Raw genomic sequence first — 19,452 nt, forward strand, 5'->3', positions numbered from 1 at the left:
GGGGCGCGGGGTATCGATTAGTCCGTAGTAGGCGAGTGCGTCTTCAAGGGCGAACTCGATGTGAAGATCCATGAGGAGGCCCGCTGGCATAAAGTAAGTGCCCTCCGGTGCTTCATCGACGATGCCACCTTGGGGTGGGTTTGTATTGTGAAGTGTGTATTCAATGCGACGGTCTTGTTCAGGGATAAAGGATGCTAGGCGACTCGCAGGAATTGATTCAGAGGTAGGTGCAAAGGCAAGTTCACTGGGGTTCCAGGTTAATGCCCCTCCGTACTCAAAATATTTGTCAAATGGGACAGGCTTTGGTGCATTCTTGTCCTTTACTGGGTGGAAGTCGCCGCCTTTTTTGAAGTCTCTTTTGACAATTTGAAGGGGTGGAATTAGTAGTTCGTTCTTTTCGACGAGTGGGTACCAGGTGGTGTCTTTGGGGTCAGATACGATCGCTCGGTAGGGATGAATCATCACGGCTGCGCCGAAGAATGCTTCGGTGGAGGTGACACCAACAGGGATGTATCCGAGGGTGGTTTTCATCAGGTAGAGCTGTCCTGCCTTCGGGCGGCTGCCTTTGGGAGCGTCGAATACTAGTTTTAGCGCCATGTTCTTAACGTACCTCGCTAGCGAATTGGTCTACCCAGTCCTTGCCAAAAGCTGTTGCTCGACTCCTCTTGCCTCTTATTTTCCTAGAGCCATGTCTTTATTTAGTACTGTCATTTGGTCTCGGGGTCGAGTGAGCGGGTGACTCAACGCATGCTGCATGACTCGCAGTCGAGGGTGTTTGGTAAAGCCGACGTATATCGTTAGGTGAATACTTTTCGCAAATGGCTAAGAATTGATTCGAAAGGCTTCCGCGGTGGTTGCACTGATGCGTACTGCGACGAAGCTGATTGTGGCCCTCAAATACACCGCTCTAGAAAATACTTCAGTGGGTTTTAGAGCCAAGGTGCGTAAATTGCACGAATTGCATTCGCAATCTCGTCCGGCACCGTGGTGTCGAGCAGTTCACTGACCAATCTGGCTCCTCTATCGCGAGTTAGATGAGTTTCTCTGCGCCAAGTCTTTGTATCCCATGTGCTGAGTGAAACGTACCAGCATCTAGTTGGATCTCGTCCATGACTATCGACGCAGCGGTCTTCTCTGCCTTGGTTGAAGCTGAGCTCTTGAAGGTGAACATTGCTTTAGAAAAGACCTCGTCTGCTAGGTCTGACCAATTGTTGAGGACGAGGGAATGAACGCTGTTGGGTAGCTGGCACCGGTCTACTGGGATGCCTAGGAAACGGACGTTGTAGACAGCGCAGTCGCGGAGGTCACATCCAAGAAGTTGATTCTGTGATTGGTTCTCTGCGATCGCGAAATTAGCTAATCTTCCTGAGATAGTGCTGTTTATAAGTACAAGTGGTGCGTGGTCTTGTTGTTGCTTCCCGCTGATTATGACGTCGCGAAGTGTGCTGCCCTCGATTCTGGAAAACACTGAGACATCCAGTGGCTCTTCGACCTTCTCGACAGTGGTGTTGATGAGGCTGATGTGGTCCCAATCACCACAAAACCGAAAGCTCGGGTCCCAAATGGTGCAATCCTTGAACGAAAGATATGATCCAGAACAATGGTTGAACTCGGTGCGAACCAATGAGCATTGTTCAAGAGTTACAGCCTCAAAGAACATCCCCTGGATTGAGTCATCATCAAATGATTGGTTGTGTTGGATTCCTTGGAGCTTCTGCCGGGCCTTAGGCACTTGGCTCTCCGTTGGCTTCGAGGCAGGAGTATGCCCACTCAGTTAGGCTCGGATATTTATTTCCGAACCATTCTTCGTCACCAGTATGGAAATAGCCGCACACAATTTCATTGTCGAGGTGTTGGAGGACAAGGTAGCTGTCGTCTCCCATTTCTCCCACGGCAAATAGTTCCTCGTGACCTGGGTAGTCTTCGTGGAATTCGGCGTTGAGTATAATTGCTCGTTGATCTGGGGAGTAGGGGACGGCTAGGGGTGAAAACATTTCGACTCCGACTAGGGTCCATCGATCGCATTGGGTGAATAGCTGTTTGAAGTCTTTCGGCAACCATTCAGGGCTAGATGCAAAGCCTTCCTGAACCTCTCGTAGAGTGCTGCCTTCACCAAATACATAGCTATCGGCGAAGTTTGCGAAATCACTCAGATTAATCATAGGAAGTCTAACGCCCTTTCTTGCTAATACTGTCTTTTCCAAGAGTTGAACGTATTACGATCCACCGGAGTTACGTCCTTTGAAGATTCACTAGATTTTAACCCGTTGAAGATGTGAATAGAGTTACCATCATGTCCCTTTGGAGCTGACCTCTGGTCATTCGTTCCACGTTAGCTTCACCTCTGTGAACGTGGTTTGGGTCGAACAGATAGCCTGAATCACTTTTGAGGACTTTCTTTCCGAGGATATCGTGTGAGGTCCAGCTTCCAATGCGGCGGTGGGCCATCAGCCCGAGCGCGTCGACCCAGAATGCTGCTTCTATCTCCAAAGTAAACAGAACCAAACCGCTTTTGAGTGGCAGTTAGGTGATCGGTGATTGTGAATTGTCGAGCCAGGCCACGATGTGCTTTTCGGCTTGTTTCGCGGACGGTAGTTTGTCGAGGTGGCGGTTTCCGTTGTGGTTCGTGAGAAGAAGCGGGAAGTAGTTTCCCTTGGCATTGAACTTGACCTGGAGGGTCTCGCCGTGCGAATTCTGGTACGTAACGAAGCCAGCGGACGGAGTTTCCGACAAGTGAGTCAGCCACTTGGGTACGGCTTTGGCAGAGGCGTAACGTTGGTCGCCCAATAAGGTAGACGAGGTGGAGATGTCAGTGGTTTCGTCGCCTTCCAAGATCGGAATGCCCAAATGCGGGACTGAAATGGCGATGCCCTGGTGGAGGCCGAGCTCTGAAAGCTTTCGGGCGTCGTTCGAGAGGTTCTCCGTGGGGATGTCGATTCTGGCTTGGCCGGGAGCTGGTGGTTCAACTTGCGCCAACTGCGCAATTGCCTCGAGTGCCGCCATAGACTGAGGTGTATCTTCGAGGGCGGTGATGGCCAAGTTGAGAGACTCGCGCTGCGACGTACTCGCCGTGTACAACTCGAGCGAGTCGGACTGATTCACTGAATCCAGCAGGATGCCGAGTATTTCGCCTTGGTAGGCGTAGATGGCCTCATCGATGGCGGTGGTGTCATGAATATTGCTCAGCAGATGGTGGAGGTGCTCGGCGGCATCCGAGTCCATGGATTGGTCGTAAACTTTCGCATACAGTCGTCCGATGAGCAGCAGTGCGGAATCGCTATGCATAGTCTTTCGCTCCGTAAAAGTCGAAGGGGTACGGGTGGCTGGTCTTCCCGGCGAGGGGGTTTCGATCCTTTGGAGCGGAAAGCCATCCGGTGATGGCGCTGAGCACTTCGGCAGGCAGGCGCACTTCTTCCCCTTCTACTGCAGCGAACCTGTAGCTGAGGGCGCCGGTTTTGTCAGCGTTTCCGTCAAGTCGCTCGGCCAGCTCGAATATTGTCAGCGCAGTGATATCTGCAACGAATCTGGCTGCGTCATCAGATGACAGGGGCCCTGTTTCCTGGATTCGCGTGTGAAGCTGTTCAATGGTTGGCGTGACGACGTCTTCGAGGTCCGATTGAAATTGCGTCAGCTGTTCGTTGGTGGGCTGCATTAACACTCTTATAACACTCCAGGGTTCCACGGGATATTTGTAGGTTGAGACAAGCCTTGTTGCTTGAGCTTCTCGATACCATAATCGGTTAGTGCTTCCGCTTCAGATTGGCTGAATCCGACCGAGGTGTGTGCCTCTACCTCGATGGCTCTCACGTCGTTCCAAGTATAGGTATCGACGTCAGGATCGAACTTCTTGGCAAAATCATCATATCCGCGTCGTTGTGCTGCAGTGATCTCTTTGTGAAGCGCAGATCCGGTTGCGGGATTGTTTGAATTCTTAAGTTCATTAATTGGGACTGCAGGAGCATCCAGCGAATGTTGTCGTGCCAATGGAGCATTATTGTAGTTGGCCTTCGCCGGAATATGATGCCCGCCGACTGGCGTGGAACCATAGCGTTTGACGGGAATTCCCTCGACAAATTCTGGGCACGACTCTAAGCCTAGGAAATCAATCCAGAACGCTGCGTGGTCGACATACCCTTGTGCCGAGGCGAGTCGTGGGGCGAGTCCGAGTGGGTCTTGGGCGTTGTAGGCACCCAGGGTGGGGTTGTAATAGCGGAAGCGGTTGTACGCCCACCCGGATTCCACATCCTCGTACTGACCAGCAAACAACAACGGGCTGGTACACCGACCGGACCACGTACGCTTGCCATAGAGGGTTTGGGTGGTGTGTCCCTCGACGGTACCGGTGGTGGTGTTGATCAGTTCCTGAGGTGCTCCGGCCAGGTCGCACACTAGGGCGTAGAACGTCGCATCAACCCGGGACTGGGACCAGGTGGCGGCAGGGTTCGCCGGAGTGTCGTTGGCGTCACCGGTGCCATTGGTTAGTGCGATCTGGCCGTGTGTCTCACCAGTGGCCGGGTCAGTAGTCCACACGTAGCCTTCACCCACACGTGCTGGATCGGTGGTATCCACGGTGGTGGTGACGGCTGCGAGTTGGTTGCCGGTGTGGGTGAACACGTCACGGTGGATAACTTCTCCGGTGGTGGTGTTGATCGTGTCTTTGGCGACACGTCGGCCGAGACCATCGTAGGTGTAGCGGTAGCCGGTGTTTGGTTCATCGGAGGAGCTAAAGCCGACGGGTTGTTCACCGGTGGCGTAGTAGTGGTGGTGGGCGTGGGGTGCTAACTATATATTTGTGTTCGACGCCCAGCGCATCCCTCATCTAGTGCATCTTCACATTTGGGGGCGCTTCATTGAAGCGGGCTTGCTTTCAGAGTTTTTGGGGTGGTTACGGTGATGCTCGAGTGACGTGCTTGTCCTCGGTATTGATTCAGGGGTTCGTTTGTTTACAGGTTAGTTAATGCTATACATTCTCAATTTGAACTATTTATAGCTATTTAGAATTTTCTAGGATCAGATCACCCTCTCTTGAATTCTGCCCAATTAAGTTTTGTCCTTGATTTTTCGCCCTTTTGGGTCTATTGATTGATGTATTGAAGATGCAATGCGTCGACGTGAATTAGTAATTAGAGCGGTAAACCTTTGCGTTCGATTTGGAAAGTTTATTGATTGTTCTGGTTGCCCAGGCCTTATTCTAGGCATTAAATCAAGAAATCCTTTTGGCTTTATTTATCCGTCGACGATTGACTATTCGTCAAAATCAACATCGATGCCGAATTGTGATTGGATCTGTCTCTTTAACGTGTCAAGTACTTTTTCTTTAATGTTTTGATGGTGTTTAATGGCGTTGTTTGCTGTGCCATAGGCTGTTACACGAGCATCTATGAAGCCAGATCCGCTAAATTTTTTTCGAGCCAGTACAGGTTTGGCATATGAAAGTGCACGTGGACTTCTGAGTTGATATCGCCATTCTATTTCGGGGTCGATTCCATGAAGGAAGGAGCGAACGGCGCAGGCGAAGTCGTAGCATAAGCTAAGTGTCTCTGCGGAAGGATCTTTACTATCTGTATTGCGCGAACGGTCAACCAATTCTGCTAGCGTGACAATTCTTTGCTTTCTGGTTTCAAAAGGTAATTCTCCATTGAGTGCCGAATAGACTATCGAGAAACGTTCGGATTCGAGATCAATAAAGCTCTGGGTGAACGCGGCTAGTTCATTTTGGGTGAATTCATTGAGATTTTTATTCTCGCCGTACGTAGGAAACAATTCGTATTCTTGAAGAAAGCTGTCTAATTGGAAATTCATGTTAGTTCCTATTGCTCCTTAACAAAGGATAAATGCGTTGTTAGTGTTTGACCATATAAAATTGTTGTCAGTTAGGAAGCGTTGCATTGGTTTTGTAAATTGCTTGTCGCGCAGTTCCTCTCCTTTGAAGCCCTGTTCCTGAAATTTTGGATCCCCGTGCCATTGAACTTCGCTTAGCTGACCTTGTTCGAAAAGCGCGACGTCTTTGTTTACTTGTTGTCTAGTGAATTGAGATGCTCCTACCTTACCTGTTTTCTGTTCATGACCAATTCTAGATTCAGGTTCGAACACATCAATGTAGCGCCGACCAGTGCGACCGAATGCCTGATCAGATCCAGCATTTAGATACTTCTCTGTTTCCGCACCTGGGAACCTGCGTGCTAAAGCGTCTCGAGCATTGTTTCCAACAAGTCTATTGTTCGTTATTGTGTGTGCCATTAGCCCCAGCACATCGACCCAGTGTGCTGCGTGGTCGACATACCCTTGTGCGGAGGCGAGGCGTGGGGCGAGTCCGAGTGGGTCTTGGGCGTTGTAGCCACCCAGGGTGGGGTTGTAGTAGCGGAAGCGGTTGTACGCCCACCCGGATTCCACATCCTCGTACTGACCAGCAAACAACAACGGGCTGGTACACCGACCGGACCACGTACGCTTGCCATAGAGGGTTTGGGTGGTGTGTCCCTCGACGACACCGGTGGTGGTGTTGATCAGTTCCTGAGGTGCTCCGGCCAGGTCGCACACTAGGGCGTAGAACGTCGCATCAACCCGGGACTGGGACCAACCAGCGGCAGGGTTAACCGGAGTCTGGTTGGTGTCACCGGTGCCACTGGTGTTACGGGTGGTTAGTGCGATCTGGCCGTGTGTCTCACCAGTGGCCGGGTCAGTAGTCCACACGTAGCCTTCACCCACACGTGCTGGATCGGTGGTATCCACGGTGGTGGTGACGGCTGCTAGTTGGTTACCGGTGTGGGTGAACACGTCACGGTGGATAACTTCTCCGGTGGTGGTGTTGATCGTGTCTTTGGCTACACGTCGGCCGAGACCATCGTAGGTGTAGCGGTAGCCAACTCCGGGAGCATCACTTGAGCTAAAGCCGACGGGTTGTTCACCGGTGGCGTAGTAGAAGTGATGCACCAACGGTTTCTTACCCAGACGTTTGGTCACGGTCCGGGTGATACGTCCTGCAGCGTCGTAGGTGTAGGTTGTCCGGCCGACTTTGACCGGCAGGGTGTTGTGGTAGTCGATGACCCCGTCAGCAGTAGAGGCCAGCACCCCTGCCGGGGTGAAGGAGTAGTTCTCCTGGGCGGAAACCCCGGTGGCAGAGCCTGATTGTGCTGGAGTGCCTGCTCGTGCAGGAGTGTGTGTCGTGGTGTGCGGTGGGGTGGAGCCCCGGTCACTGGGGTTGGTGGTGGTTGGTTGGGGTGTGCGGGTCGCACTGGTAGCACGGCCGATAGCATCGACGGTGAAACTGGTGGTACCGCGTAGGTGGTCGGTGATGGCAGTGAGAGTGGAGTCTGCTCGCCAGGTGAAGTCACGACCAGCGACAGAGACAAGTCCGCCGGCGGTGGTGCTGTCAAGCAGGCTGGTGTGATCACCAGTGATGCGCCCACGGGTATCGATGTCGATGGTGCGTACCAGGTTGTCGATGGCGGTGGTGGCGCGGTGGCCGCGGGTGTTGGTGGTGTAGGTCAGCTCGGCAAGCAGGCGGCCAGTGTGATCCAGGCCTGCCGGAGCGCTTGTATCGGTGTGGTGGTCATGAGTGACCGCTGGGGTGGTGTGGTGGGTGATGGTGCTGCTGGTGATCTCACCAGCAGTATTGCGTCCGTAGTTGGTGGTGATGGTGTGGGTGGTCGGTAGGGTGAGGTGTTCGCCGGTGACCATGCCCGTGGAGGAGAGCTCGAGTGCGTGGCGGGTTTCTTCACCACTGGCCAGGCGCGTGGTTTCAGCGGTGGCTCGGCCGTAGGCATCGCGGGTGTAGGTGATGGTGGCGGCCGGGTTGGTGATGCTGGTCAGGCGGCCTAAGGGGTCGTAGCCAAACAGTGTGGTGCCGGAGGCATCATCAATGCTGGTAGTCAATCCCAACTGGTTGTAGGTGGTGGTGGTTGTTCCCGCTGGGGTGGTCACATTGGTGGTGAGTCCGTCGGGGCTGGTGGTGTTGGTGGTGACGATGCCGTTGTAGTCGGTTTGTTGGGTGATGTTCCCGTCGAGGTTGTAGGTGTAGGTCCAGGTGTGGCCGTCGGCGTTGGTGATGGCCACGGGTTGCATTTGGGTGTTGTAGGTGATGTGGGTGGTCGCCCCGGTGGCGTCGGTGGTGGTGATGGGTTTGTCGAAGACGGTGTAGGTGGTTGTGGTGGTCGCACCGGTTTCGTTGGTGGTGGTCAGTTGGTTGCCTTCGCCGTCGTAGGTGGCGGTGAGGGTGGTGCCATCAGGATGGGTGAGTGTGGTGGGCCAGCCTTCGGGGGTGTAGTCGATACGGGTGGTGTTGCCGTCTGGGTCGAGGGTGTCGGTGATAAGTCCTTGGATGTTGAGGGTGTGGCTGGTACGGCGGCCGGCGGGGTCGGTGATGGCGATGGTGCGGCCTGCGTTATCGCAGTCGATGTGGGTGGTCGCTCCATCAGGGTTGGTGATGGTTGCAGGGACGATGCCGGTGGGGCGCAGGTCGTAGGTGTAGGTGGTGGTGGCTCCGTCGGCGGTGGTGATAGCGGTGGTCATGCCGAAAGCGTCGACTTGGTAGTCGGTGGTGTGTCCGTCGCGGCCGGTGATGCGTACGGGCATGCCCCAGGTGCCGGGTTCGATGGTTGTGGTCGTCCCGTCGGGGTAGGTGGTATCGACGATGAGGTCGTTGTCGTCGTAGGTGTAGCAGGTGGTAGCACCGGCTGCGTTGGTGACGGTGGCAGGGAGGTGGTGGTCGGTGTAGGTGGTGTCTTGGATGCCGCCTTCGGGGGTGATGATGCGCCAGACATCGCCGGAGGCGGTGGCGCGGTAGACGGTGGGGCGGATGTCGCCGAGGAGGTCGTCGGTCAGCCAGTCGGTGGGGATGGTCCAGTTGGTGGTGTCGCGGTTGGTGGTGCGGCCGCGGCCGGTGAGGCCTGCTTGTTCTAGTCCACCGTTGAGGAGGGCTTGGTAGAGGGGGAGGTGGTGGAGGCGGTCGAGGTAGGTTTCAACGACGCTGTCGCCGGTGTTTAGGGGGTCGCCGGTGAAGTCGCCGGCGGTTTCGATGAGTACGCAGACGGTGCCACCAAGTGGCGCGTCGTCGCCGGTGTCGTTGCCCCAGTAGAGGATGTTGGGGAACATGCCACCGGTGCCGACTTGGGCGGTAACACGGCCGTGGTCATCGTAGCGGTAGTGATACGCAGCACCATTCCGGTCACGCCAACCAGCAGTACGGCCTTGCTCATCGTAGAAGTAGCTCAACACGCCAGCATGGGAGTTCACCACGCGAATGAGCTGACCTGCGGCGTCGTATTCATAAGAGATCAGCCGCTGAGGTGCTTCGTCAGGGTGAGTCTGCTGGTTATCAACCCAAATGGAAGCCACACGATTCGTAGCGTGATCCCAAACCAAAGACAAGTGAGTTCCATCGCTGCGCGTGATGTCTCGCATCTGGCCAGTGGCCTGATCCCAGGAGTACGTGATGGCCGCGCCGGTGTGGTGAACCAACGCCGTCACGCCAACGGTGAAGCCCAGACCAAGATCAGCGGCGAAGGAACCGGTGCGCAATCCCGCGCCAGCCGAGTGTCCACCAGCTGCAGGGGAGCGGTCCTCCACACCCGATGTAGTGACGTAGCTCCCGTCACCAGAAACAGAGAATACGTAGGTGATTCCCTCCGCTACATTGCGCACACGGTAGGCACCATCTGCAAACGAAAGCAGCCACGCGCGGCCGTCCGCGCGGACCTCGGATCCGTCCAATGGGGCTGGCGGGAACGTCAGCAACGCACCATCGGGAGAGACCATAAGGATTTCGTCATCCAAGATCTCAATATGCACATCCATGCGCGAGACCCACCTCGAGCCCAAAGCTCGTCCCAACTCGTGCGCAGAATTAGCGTTTCGGTCGATGATCAGCGGCAAGATGCCGGGGATGTTGATGTCTTGAGTGAAATCGACCATGTTGCCCGTCGCCATATCGACAGGCTCAGCCGCGAAGCAAATCTGGCCGCCGCGGGTGATCTTTGAATAAGCAGACTTGGCGAATTTTTCGCCAGCCTCTCCTGCGACACGGCTGGCTCCATTCGCCATCTTCAGTGCAGCTGAGTTGGCACCGGACTTCGCCGCCGCCTTAACAGCGGACGCTGCCTTGCCCATGCCGTGAGTTGCCTTGGCAACGGTGTTGCCAAGCTTTCCTGCCTTCGCAAGTTTGGCTATACCGGCAAACGGCAAGGATGTCACCACGTCGAAAAGTACCTCGCCCCACGACGCATTGCCCGTTGCTGCAAGCAAAGCCTTTAGCCCAATGCCAGCAATCAACAGGCCAGCGCCGATTGCCTGAAGACCAGGAACAAGAAGCAACACGGAACCGACAATCTGCATGATGTCAGAAATAGCGGCGAGAACGTCAGCATGATCAGACACCCAATCCTTGGTCTTCTGCCATGCGCGCTCCAGCCAGTTCGGATTATCGTCAAAGTCTGCCCTGGCCTGCGTTGCGATAATGCTTACCGCAGAATCAACTTCGCCGCCGAGAGTGGCCTTAATGGTATCGGAGGTTGAAATGTGACCCAGCCAAGCAGTTTTGACTTCCTCAAAGTGGAGGCGTGCTGCTTTCATGGCAGCCTGAGCCGTCTTCGAATCAGCCTCTGCAGAAGCGGCTGCGGCGGCAGTCGCGGCACCCACACCTGGAATCATTGATGTGCTTACGGCTGTGGCGGTCGCAGCCGTCGCTGCTAATCGCGCGCGGGCGGCGTTGACCTCAGCGGTGTTTAAGGCGGTAACAGCGGCCTGATAGTTAGAGTGGGTAGCCCGAGCTGGCACTTCAAGAGCTCCCATGTCTCTTTGCGCAGTTTGCAGCGCAAGCTTATAGAGACGAATGGCGCGGCCAACACCTGAGTGAGACTCGCCAGTGATATCTAGATGGCTAGGGAAGTCAGCATTCAGGAGTTCCTTGTATCGGTCTCCTTCAGAGCCCTCGAACCCGCCGTCGTTGATAGACCGCATTGCTGAGGCTGCGGTCGTTGCTTGATTGCCGAAAGTAGTATAGCGACGCGCCGTTTCCCCAACGGCTCCAACGTTTCCACCAATGTGGAAGTTCTTACCTTTGTAGACGAAGAACGGGGCGAGCAATAGTTCTGGCATGGCGGGCTAAGATCCTCTGGTCTTTGGTCAGATGAAGAAACGAAGGGGAAATCGAAGGAGAGGGGAAGGAGAGGGCTAGAGAACCTAGCCCTCTTAGGAACCAGCGATAGCTTGGGAAGCGCGGCCACGAGTCTCAGCGACGGACTGGGTGTTTTCATCCAGCGCGCCACGAATCTGGCCCAGAATTTCCTTCAGGTTATGTGCAGCGGAAGACCACTTACCGTGAACCTGGGAGTATTCCTCCTGCTCGGAGCCTTCCCAGCTGGAAGCCAGCTTGCGGATATCAGAATCCATCTCCGACAGGGTGGACTCGATCTGGTTCATTACGCCATTGAGATCGCCAGAAGTGGACTCAGCATCGGAATTGTTGTACGCATACACAGCCATTTGGGACGTTATCCTTTCAACGATTAAAGATGTGGTGACGGTGGTTGGTTAGAGAATGTTGCCCTGCTGGAAATTCATGCCGGCGAACTTTTGCTGTAGCGCGCTGGTCTGCTCTTCCTCACCCGACTGGTAGGACTTACCAGCTTCATCAACGCGACCAGTCAGCTCCTCCAGAGCCTGCTTAACCTGATCCATGTTGTCCGACCATGCCTGAGTCATGTTGTCCCAAGCTCCAACAGAGGAGCCCTTCCAGGATCCCTTCAGCGGCTCCAAAGCATCCAAGAACTTAGAAGACTGGTCCATCAGGTGCTGGTGGTTGGTCTGCAGAGAAGAGACGTGACCAGAAACGGCACTGTGTTCAACGGAAAGGTGTTCGCTACCCATGATTACTCCTTGTGCGAGTCCGACAACACGGGCTCGTCAATAGTGGTGAAAACTTGTAAAGGTTGGCGCGCAGTTAGATCGGTGCTGGAAGAACAAGCGCGAGAGAAGATTTCCGACCTTCACCCGCATGCACCCCGCGCGTGACATTAGCTAACTGAGCTAACTGGTTTCATCGAGCACTTTGGCAATTCCTTGGCGAAGCTTTGTATTGCCATCTTTCATATTTTGTAAGGCATCTTGGACGTCCTTGAGGACGTCCTTCAGATTGGTGGCGCCATCTTTCCACTTGGTGATGATCTCGTAGTACGCATCGGCCTCAGTAGCCTCCCAACCTCCACGAAGATCTTCAATTGAGTTGTCGATATCGTCCAAGGTATTTGCGATATCGTTCATCACCGTGTTGATATCGCCCTTTGTGGAATCTGCCGCCGAATCGCGGAACGCATAATACGTAGCGCCAGACATGTGCTATTCCTTTCCCTTGAGCTTGGCGGCAAACTGGTTAAAACCTTTTGCGGATTCGTCATCATATTGCTGAGTGACGTCGGCGATCTTGCCCGACACATCGCCTAGCTTCCCGACGTTTTCTAGAAGGCGGTTGCGTGGGCCATCCCATTCGCCGAAATATTCGGCCACCGCTTGCTGGATCTTGTGGCCGTGGATGGAGTCCACACCGGACAGAAGGTCGGCGCCTTTCTTATCGCCTTCCAGATCGGCCTTCATACCGGCGAGATTGTTTGCAATATCACGCAGAGATTGCAGAGGTACTTGAATGTAATCAGACATGCCTTACTCCTGTTCCTGCAAAGCTTCCAGGCTGCCAGCGAAAAAGTTCGAATCGAGTAGATCCAAACCTTCAAACGTCTCACCCAACGTCTCTGGATGTGCCTGAACACTGTTGGCCACACGCTTCACAATGTTGCCCAGCAACTTACCAGTCTCCTCATCTGGAGCTGATCCAGAAATGACCAACGTCCATGTGGTGGAGGGAATGGGAAGAAACGCCTGGTGGTGGAATGTCGTGCGCCGCTGAGATACTGGACCTGTCTGAGTGGTGTTGGATGAGTACAGATAGGCCGTTCCCTTGGGGGATGTGCACTGCTGTGTGGTCGCGTTCTTGGTTGAAAATGCCTGCTCCGCGGTGCGCAGGCTAGCAAACTCAGGGGAGCTGTCGTACCAGCGCAACAACAGTGTGGCCGACGTTGCCTGCCCATCTTCCGATAGGCCGGGGAGGATGAGGGTTAGAAGAATGTTTCCATCGCGGGCGGCTTTAACCAGCTGCTCGAGCTGCTGAAGCACTAGCTTTTGTTCGGCTCGCCTTAAGCGGTGGCCAGGAATGTAATTCTCCGCGATCTGGGACAAACGGTGTGGTGACGCTTCTGGGTGAGTGTCAATGCGAACCCAGTTGGTGGGTAGGGAGGCTTGCCATAGGAACCGTGGACGTGGGGCATCCGGGTGGAACCGCACAGGCGAGGTGACCGAATTGGCCATAAAGCCTTTCTCCTTATTAACTCACTCAATTGCACCGTCAATCTTGAATACCTCTTCGAGGATGCCAGTTGAGCCTCGAGATCGCATTGCAATTTTCAATTAAAGGGAAAGGCGGGGTCTTAAATTAGAGAATCCTGAGCAATGGAAAATCTGCAGGTATGACGGCACGGTTTGGGTATGTATAGATAAGGTTTTGGGTTAGCCGGGGCGCGAACCCTTATATAAAAATGAGGCGCGTGTAAGGTGTAGTTTGCCTTAGGTTTACCTATAGTGCCCTCTAATTGGGGGAGCGGAAACCAAGCTGAACCAACTCCACACGGCCCGGGCCACGCACCCACTGTGCACGGCCAGTCGGTAGCTGCTGCAGGTACACCTTCGGCCACACAGCGCCCTCTTGCTTTTCTCCGCTTAGTAGCAAACCATTGGCACCGTTGTCCCGGATGCCTTGCGCGAACGTGTCATACGTGGCTCTCGACACACCAGCCGCGCGGCGTGCAATCCACACGTGAAGACCAATATCTGCGCCATGGGACAGGAAGGGCACCAGTGGTCGGAGCGGGTTATTGGTTCCCTCGAACTGCTCAAAATCATCTACCACAATGTAGATTTCGGGGCCTTGCCACCACGACCGATTGCGCAATTGCTCCTGCGTTACATCCGCAGGGGGCAAACGCCTCTCTAGCTCCTTGGCGATACCTTTCGCCAACAGCTCCGCCGCGGACTTTGTGCCAGCGTACTCACCCAGGAACTCCTCAGGACACTCGCCAAGCAAGGTACGACGGGCGTCGAAGATACCAAACATCACCTGGCCCGGCTGCTTGCCACGAATTGCCTCCGACATCAACGCGCGAAGCGCCGTCGTCTTTCCTGACGCATGCTCACCCACGATGAACACATGGCGCTGAGCACCATCCAAATCGAAGCGCACGGGCTGCAACGTTGATTCCGCCAATGCCACCACAGCAGGCTGACCGCCGCTGGCATCAATCAACTCCTGCAGCATTACCTTCTCCGGCAACATGCGTACAGCAGGCGCAGACTTAAAGGGGCTAGCTTGAGCAATTGCGGAGATCAATGCCTGAGTGGACTGCTCCCGAACCACATCTGGCTGGTTCAGTACGGGGCTTGCCACATGGGAAAACAGTTTGTCTGCCGACAAAATGCGACCCGTCGGCTGGCCCGCCAACTGTTCTTGCGGCTTCTTCCCGATTGAGGAATCCAGAGGATCATTCAGGCGATGTTCCAGCTTTGTGCCAATTACAGCCTGCAGCTGCAGTCGGAAATCTGCCCAGCGTCCCGTTGCAAACACCACATGTACGCCATAGCCCAGGCCGCGGGCAGCCAAGTTCTGAGCCTGCTCTGCCAGATCCTCAAAGTCATGCCGAAGAGTGGCCCAGCCATCGATAATGAGGAAGACATCGGCGCTGGGTAGCTCCGGAAGCCGGCCCGCCGCATGTGCACGGCGCATGTCTTCCACACTGGACAAGCGATGCTCGGCAAAGATGCGCTCACGGTCCGCGAGGAACTGCAGCATCTCAGAAAACATGCGGCGCAGCTTATCCTCATCAAAGCGAGTAGCTACATCACCAACATGGGGAAGCTCCGCAAACGCGGTGAACGCCGAACCGTTCAAGTCCGCGATGTACATGGACACTTCCGCAGGAGTGTGCGTCAGAGCCGTGGCCAGAACCAGAGACTTCACCGTTGTCGTCTTGCCAGATTGCGGAGCACCCATGATTGCGACGTTGCCCTGCGAACCCGCCAGATCGACAACAAGCGGGCCCTGCCACTGCTCCAAAGGCTTATCCTTTAGCCCCAGTGGGATCTGCAATTGACCGGTGCGCTGAGCACGCATGCCGCGGTCAGATGTGAGCTCTACCTGGCCCAACGCCGAGCCAAGATCGATCCTGTCAGGAACCGGAGGAAGCCAAATCTGGCGGGTAGGTTCCGCAGAGGGGATCAAGCGGGACACAACCAGCTCCAACGTCGTAGTTGGTTCTACCGCCGGCTGGATGTTCGCCGTCTTCTTGGCATTCGTAGCCAGCGAGAGCTGGTGTGCCTCAACACGCTGCTGCAGCCAGCTTTCCGTCGTATTCTCTAGCTCCAGAGGCATCGGAACCGGTGGAAGCTCGCGCTCCTCCTGGGATGCGGAGGACGTGTACGGTCCCGACACATAAGCGGCCTTAAAGCGGTCAAAGATATCCGGATCCACCTTCAAATAGCCCGAACCAGGAATAGGGGGAAGCTCGTGGGCGGCCGTGGAACCAATGGCCGTGCGGGATTCGGACGCGGAAAACGTACGCAGGCCAATGCGGTAGGACAGGTAAGATTCCAGGCCGCGCAGGCGGCCTTCCTCCAAACGCTGAGAAGCCAAGAGAAGGTGCACGCCAATGGAACGGCCGATGCGCCCGATCTGCACAAACAATTCGATAAACTCCGGCTTGGCAGCCAGAAGCTCACCAAACTCGTCAATCACCACAAACAGGACGGGCAGAGGATCCATGGAGGTTGAGCCATCCTGGTCGATCTGCTTTTGTCGAATGGCGTTGTACTCCGCAACATTGGCTAAGTTGCCAGCCTTTTGCAGAACATGCTGGCGACGCTGAATCTCGCCCAAAATTGAATCATGCAGGCGATCCACCAGGCCAGCCTCGTCCGCCAAGTTATCCACCACCGCAGCCGTGTGAGGGAGTGGCTCCAAGCCGGCAAAGGTCGCGCCACCCTTAAAGTCCACCAGAACCAGCGACAGCTGATCGGGATGATGGTTGATGACCTGAGCCAAAACGATGGTGCGCAGCACCTCAGACTTACCCGAACCGGTCGCACCCACACATAGGCCGTGTGGACCCATTCCGGATTTCGCCGATTCCTTGATATCTAGGTAGATCGGCTGCGCTTCGGCGTCGATTCCGAAAGGCACCTTCAAGAACTCATCCGTGCCGCCCGGACTCCATTGGTGAGCAATGTCGTAGGTAGCAAAATCATCAATGCCCAGCATCGCATCCAGGCCAATGGTCTGTTCAAGCGGAGCGTCCGGCGTGGCATCCTCCACCAAGCGCAGAGGTGAAAGCGAACGCGCCACGGACTCCGCTAAGGCAGGGGAGACCTGATCCAACCGGCCACGAAAGCCCCCGTACAGCATGCGCTCTACAAAGCCATCCTCGCCAGGTTTGGGTTCGCGCACCTCGCCACGGTCGATCAGCTGAACCTGGAATTCGCGGGAATCCTCAATGCTCACACGGACGTCCACGTGGCTCGGCTCGTCCTGTTGACGCAGAGACGTGGCCAGCACAGCAATACGGGCCTTCTCCAGGCTCAACACCTGAGACAACTGGCCCTCCAACCAGCGCCCATGCTCGGAATCCATGTCCAGCACCACCACAATGAAAGGCTCCTCCAGAGACTTCATTTGGTACCGGGCGCGCTCCTTCAACTCGTCATTGCGGCGCTCCACCTCCTGGAGCAACGATTGGGCGGAAGTTTCATCGTGGCTCACCTGGCGCTTGCCCAGAGGCCCATCAAACTCGTCCTCACTCAAGACGTGAGGAAGCCACAGCGCCCAATCTGCCGTATCCGCATGATCAGCCAACGGCAATGCAAAGTGGAAACGCACATCGTCAGGAGCATGGAACACCGCCGCTTGGGTGACAATCGTGCGCAGGGCCTCCGTTGTCAGCTGGGGAGAACCCACCAAACTGACCACACCACGGGCTGGAATGGCGATGGGAGTATTTTCCACGGTTTGAGTGCGTTTCAGCATGCGCTCTGCGTGCGCTTGGGAGATCGGCTCCGGAATGGCCAAAGGATCCGTGGCCTCTTTCACCTTGATTCCGCACGCCAGCTGGCACGTTCCTGATCCGATGCGGGTGACCAACACATCTTCGTCACTTCGGCGCCGCTCCCACAGACGAAAGGGATTTCGAATGGCATCCTGCAGCGCGCCTGGCTCGGGGCTGCGCATTGCTGCGACCTTTTGTTGCTCAGTTGCCTTGTCTTTTGCCTTCGCCTCCATTTCCTTCAGGTGCTCCAAGAAACGAACGCGGGCTGTTTCGGCCTCTTTGCGCTTGCCCGTGCGCGAACGCGCGAACATCACCAGCGCGCTGACAATCACCATCACGAACATCACCGAGCCAATGGCCATGCGGATAGGGTTGCCGGACGACATCATCATGAGCACCATGCCCATGCCACCAATAACTGGAAGCAGGAACGTCACCGCATTCGCCGCCGCGCCATTGGAACGGATCGTTGGAATCTGGGCCAACTCCAACGGCCCTTGTGGCACTATCGCTCGATTCGCGCGAGCCGGACGGTGAATAATCTTGGTGGACATTACTTCAGCAAAAACTCTCTACGCACGTATCGGGGATCAACAGGACAATCGGCCGCTAGGCGCATTACTAGGGCACCCAGCCACGTGCCACACGACAATCCATGTAATCATTACTACTATGTCTGCGATGTTTGTGAGATTAAGTGTGTTTTGGCAAGACCATCAATTGGATGTCAGCCTCCCAGCACACAGGCCCGTCATCGACTACCTCGATGACGTGGTGGAACTGTTCCGTGGACGAGTAGCAGATTCCGAATTTACCGCAGACGTGGAAGCTACCGCGCACCTGTGGGTGCTGTCCTCCCCAGAAACGGGGATTATCAACGCTGAGCGCACTCTCGAAGACTATGAGGTGCTGGACGGGCACAAGCTCTACCTGTCGCAGCGAGCTGAAGCCGCCCACGCACCATTTGTCGATGACATCATGGCCGAAATGCGCAGCACCATTGGAGCCTCCCAGTTTGCGTGGTCTGGAACCACCCGCACAGATGGACTACTGGCAACCATGTTGGCCACTATTACGTTGGTTGGCCTCGTCGCACTCAAGGGTGTGTGGGGTAGCAGTCTCGCAGGGCTTGGTTTTGGGCATGGCTCGTCCGCTGACGGACACGTTGTGGAGGCGTGGAATTCAGGTCGAATCACGAGCGTCGTGACCGCTACCATTCTGACCCTCGTAGCAATCGGGATTGCCCTGTGGAAGCCCCGTCCGTGGGCACAGAAGTTGGCGTGGTCCCTGCCTATCTTTGGATTCATCGTCTCTGCAGCCATGTTGCGGCCTGTGGACAGTGCACCAGGGCTAGCGTGGACAATCAGTATCACTGCGCTTTGTGCGGCCATCGCAGCTTGGATCGCGCTGCGGAGGCAAGCGACAGCTACAGCGGTTGCAGCCGGGATCGTCGCCGTTGCCGCGGCGGCCTTCGGGCTGGCAACCTTCCTTGGTGCAAGTCCGTTTGCGCTGGCCGCGTGGACAGCATGGCTGCCCATCGCGATGCTACTGACCACGTCGACGCTTGCTATCAGTAGCACCGGGCTTGCCGCGATGCTTCGTCGCAGTGACGCAGGTGAATCCATTAGTCGCGAATCCATCCGTGCTGCCGCCCTGCGCACTGAAGCAATTAGCCGCGGTATTAGCTGGGCCGCAACAATCATGGGTGCCCTTATTGTTCTTGTTCTCAACACAAGCAGCTACTGGCAACAGGGACTCATTGCAGCCCTGCTGGCGGTCATCTTGATCCTGCGTACGAATGGCTTTTCGGACGCTCGCATCATTAGCCCTCTGCTCAGCGCCGGAATCACTGGCCTCGCCATGAGCACTGGAAGCTTCGTGCATTGGTTCTTGGGCGACGGATCGCAGACTGGCAAGGGCTCCGCTGATCAGTTTGGTGTGAATGCGTGGATGTTCAACGGTGCTACTGATAGTTGGCAGCCATGGGCTGCAGCCGTCCTGGTCACCGTCATCTCACTGATTGTTCTAGCCTTTATCGCAAATCGTCAGCCGGACGAACTGGCCGAGGCACGCATGGCCAAAGTCATCACATTCATTGACGTGGTGGCGTCCCTTGCATTCATCCCAATTGTCCTAATCGGGCAAGGTGTGCTGACTTACTACTGGGCGGTCAGTTAGGCGTCGTTCTACTAGAACCCTGGCGATAGATAAAAGAAAGCTCGTGGCGCGATATATACGCACCACGAGCTATCTCACCGGCAGCTGCTCAGCCGGTTCTGCCCACCCAATTGACGTCGGCTAGACGTCGGCTAGATGT

General features: G+C 55.6%; 15 protein-coding genes and 1 pseudogene. 2 read left to right on the top strand and 14 right to left on the bottom strand.

Features of this window, described 5'->3' with window-relative positions; genetic code table 11:
* The 6 genes and pseudogenes from L8U58_RS09905 to L8U58_RS09930 all read right to left on the bottom strand — a co-directional run.
* Positions 1-597: pseudogene (locus L8U58_RS09905) on the bottom strand (hypothetical protein); the annotation flags it as partial.
* A 433-nt stretch (positions 598-1,030) separates the two neighbouring features.
* On the bottom strand, positions 1,031-1,732 hold the full coding sequence (locus L8U58_RS09910; RefSeq protein WP_269955248.1) for a hypothetical protein: 702 nt from the start codon (positions 1,730-1,732) through the stop codon (positions 1,031-1,033).
* Positions 1,725-2,162, bottom strand: a complete 438-nt coding sequence (locus L8U58_RS09915; RefSeq protein WP_269955249.1) for a hypothetical protein — start codon at positions 2,160-2,162, stop codon at positions 1,725-1,727. The genes L8U58_RS09910 and L8U58_RS09915 overlap by 8 nt, the downstream gene beginning before the upstream one ends.
* A 361-nt stretch (positions 2,163-2,523) precedes the next feature.
* A complete protein-coding gene (locus tag L8U58_RS09920; protein WP_034970989.1) occupies positions 2,524-3,285 on the bottom strand; it encodes a hypothetical protein in 762 nt (253 codons plus the stop codon).
* Positions 3,278-3,652, bottom strand: a complete 375-nt coding sequence (locus L8U58_RS09925) for a hypothetical protein (RefSeq protein WP_034970990.1) — start codon at positions 3,650-3,652, stop codon at positions 3,278-3,280. Before L8U58_RS09925 ends, L8U58_RS09920 begins: the two co-directional genes overlap by 8 nt.
* A gap of 8 nt (positions 3,653-3,660) precedes the next feature.
* On the bottom strand, positions 3,661-4,614 hold the full coding sequence (locus L8U58_RS09930) for an RHS repeat-associated core domain-containing protein (protein ID WP_269955250.1): 954 nt from the start codon (positions 4,612-4,614) through the stop codon (positions 3,661-3,663).
* Here L8U58_RS09930 and L8U58_RS09935 point away from each other — a divergent pair.
* Positions 4,603-4,782 (top strand): hypothetical protein, encoded by a 180-nt coding sequence (locus tag L8U58_RS09935; RefSeq protein WP_269955251.1) that lies wholly within the window; start codon positions 4,603-4,605, stop codon positions 4,780-4,782. The two genes, L8U58_RS09930 and L8U58_RS09935, sit on opposite strands and share 12 nt — an antisense overlap.
* Positions 4,783-5,244: 462 nt before the next feature.
* On the opposite strand, the gene L8U58_RS09940 is transcribed toward L8U58_RS09935, so the two are convergent.
* The 8 genes from L8U58_RS09940 to eccCa all read right to left on the bottom strand — a co-directional run bounded on the left by L8U58_RS09940 (position 5,245) and on the right by eccCa (position 17,689).
* Positions 5,245-5,802 (bottom strand): hypothetical protein, encoded by a 558-nt coding sequence (locus L8U58_RS09940; RefSeq protein ID WP_269955252.1) that lies wholly within the window; start codon positions 5,800-5,802, stop codon positions 5,245-5,247.
* Between the two features lie 18 nt (positions 5,803-5,820).
* The gene (locus L8U58_RS09945) at positions 5,821-10,788 is read right to left on the bottom strand and encodes a DUF6531 domain-containing protein (protein ID WP_269955253.1); all 4,968 of its coding nucleotides are present in this window, start codon (positions 10,786-10,788) and stop codon (positions 5,821-5,823) included.
* A gap of 399 nt (positions 10,789-11,187) precedes the next feature.
* Positions 11,188-11,481 (bottom strand): WXG100 family type VII secretion target, encoded by a 294-nt coding sequence (locus L8U58_RS09950; protein ID WP_034966005.1) that lies wholly within the window; start codon positions 11,479-11,481, stop codon positions 11,188-11,190.
* Positions 11,482-11,529: 48 nt separating this feature from the next.
* Complete coding sequence (locus tag L8U58_RS09955; RefSeq protein ID WP_222866593.1) at positions 11,530-11,865, bottom strand: WXG100 family type VII secretion target; 336 nt, start codon at positions 11,863-11,865, stop codon at positions 11,530-11,532.
* A gap of 159 nt (positions 11,866-12,024) precedes the next feature.
* The gene (locus tag L8U58_RS09960; RefSeq protein ID WP_269955254.1) at positions 12,025-12,330 is read right to left on the bottom strand and encodes a WXG100 family type VII secretion target; all 306 of its coding nucleotides are present in this window, start codon (positions 12,328-12,330) and stop codon (positions 12,025-12,027) included.
* Between the two features lie 3 nt (positions 12,331-12,333).
* Positions 12,334-12,651, bottom strand: a complete 318-nt coding sequence (locus L8U58_RS09965; protein WP_034966010.1) for a hypothetical protein — start codon at positions 12,649-12,651, stop codon at positions 12,334-12,336.
* Between the two features lie 3 nt (positions 12,652-12,654).
* Positions 12,655-13,164: a hypothetical protein gene (locus tag L8U58_RS09970; RefSeq protein WP_269955255.1), complete on the bottom strand. Its 510-nt coding sequence runs from the start codon at positions 13,162-13,164 to the stop codon at positions 12,655-12,657.
* Positions 13,165-13,633: 469 nt separating this feature from the next.
* A complete protein-coding gene (eccCa, locus tag L8U58_RS09975) occupies positions 13,634-17,689 on the bottom strand; it encodes a type VII secretion protein EccCa (RefSeq protein ID WP_269955256.1) in 4,056 nt (1,351 codons plus the stop codon).
* A gap of 127 nt (positions 17,690-17,816) precedes the next feature.
* On the opposite strand from eccCa, the gene L8U58_RS09980 reads away from it, so the two are divergent.
* The gene (locus tag L8U58_RS09980; protein WP_269955257.1) at positions 17,817-19,313 is read left to right on the top strand and encodes an EsaB/YukD family protein; all 1,497 of its coding nucleotides are present in this window, start codon (positions 17,817-17,819) and stop codon (positions 19,311-19,313) included.
* Positions 19,314-19,452 lie beyond the last annotated feature (139 nt).

It is taken from the genome of Corynebacterium macclintockiae (assembly GCF_027570165.1).
Lineage (GTDB): Bacteria > Actinomycetota > Actinomycetes > Mycobacteriales > Mycobacteriaceae > Corynebacterium > Corynebacterium macclintockiae.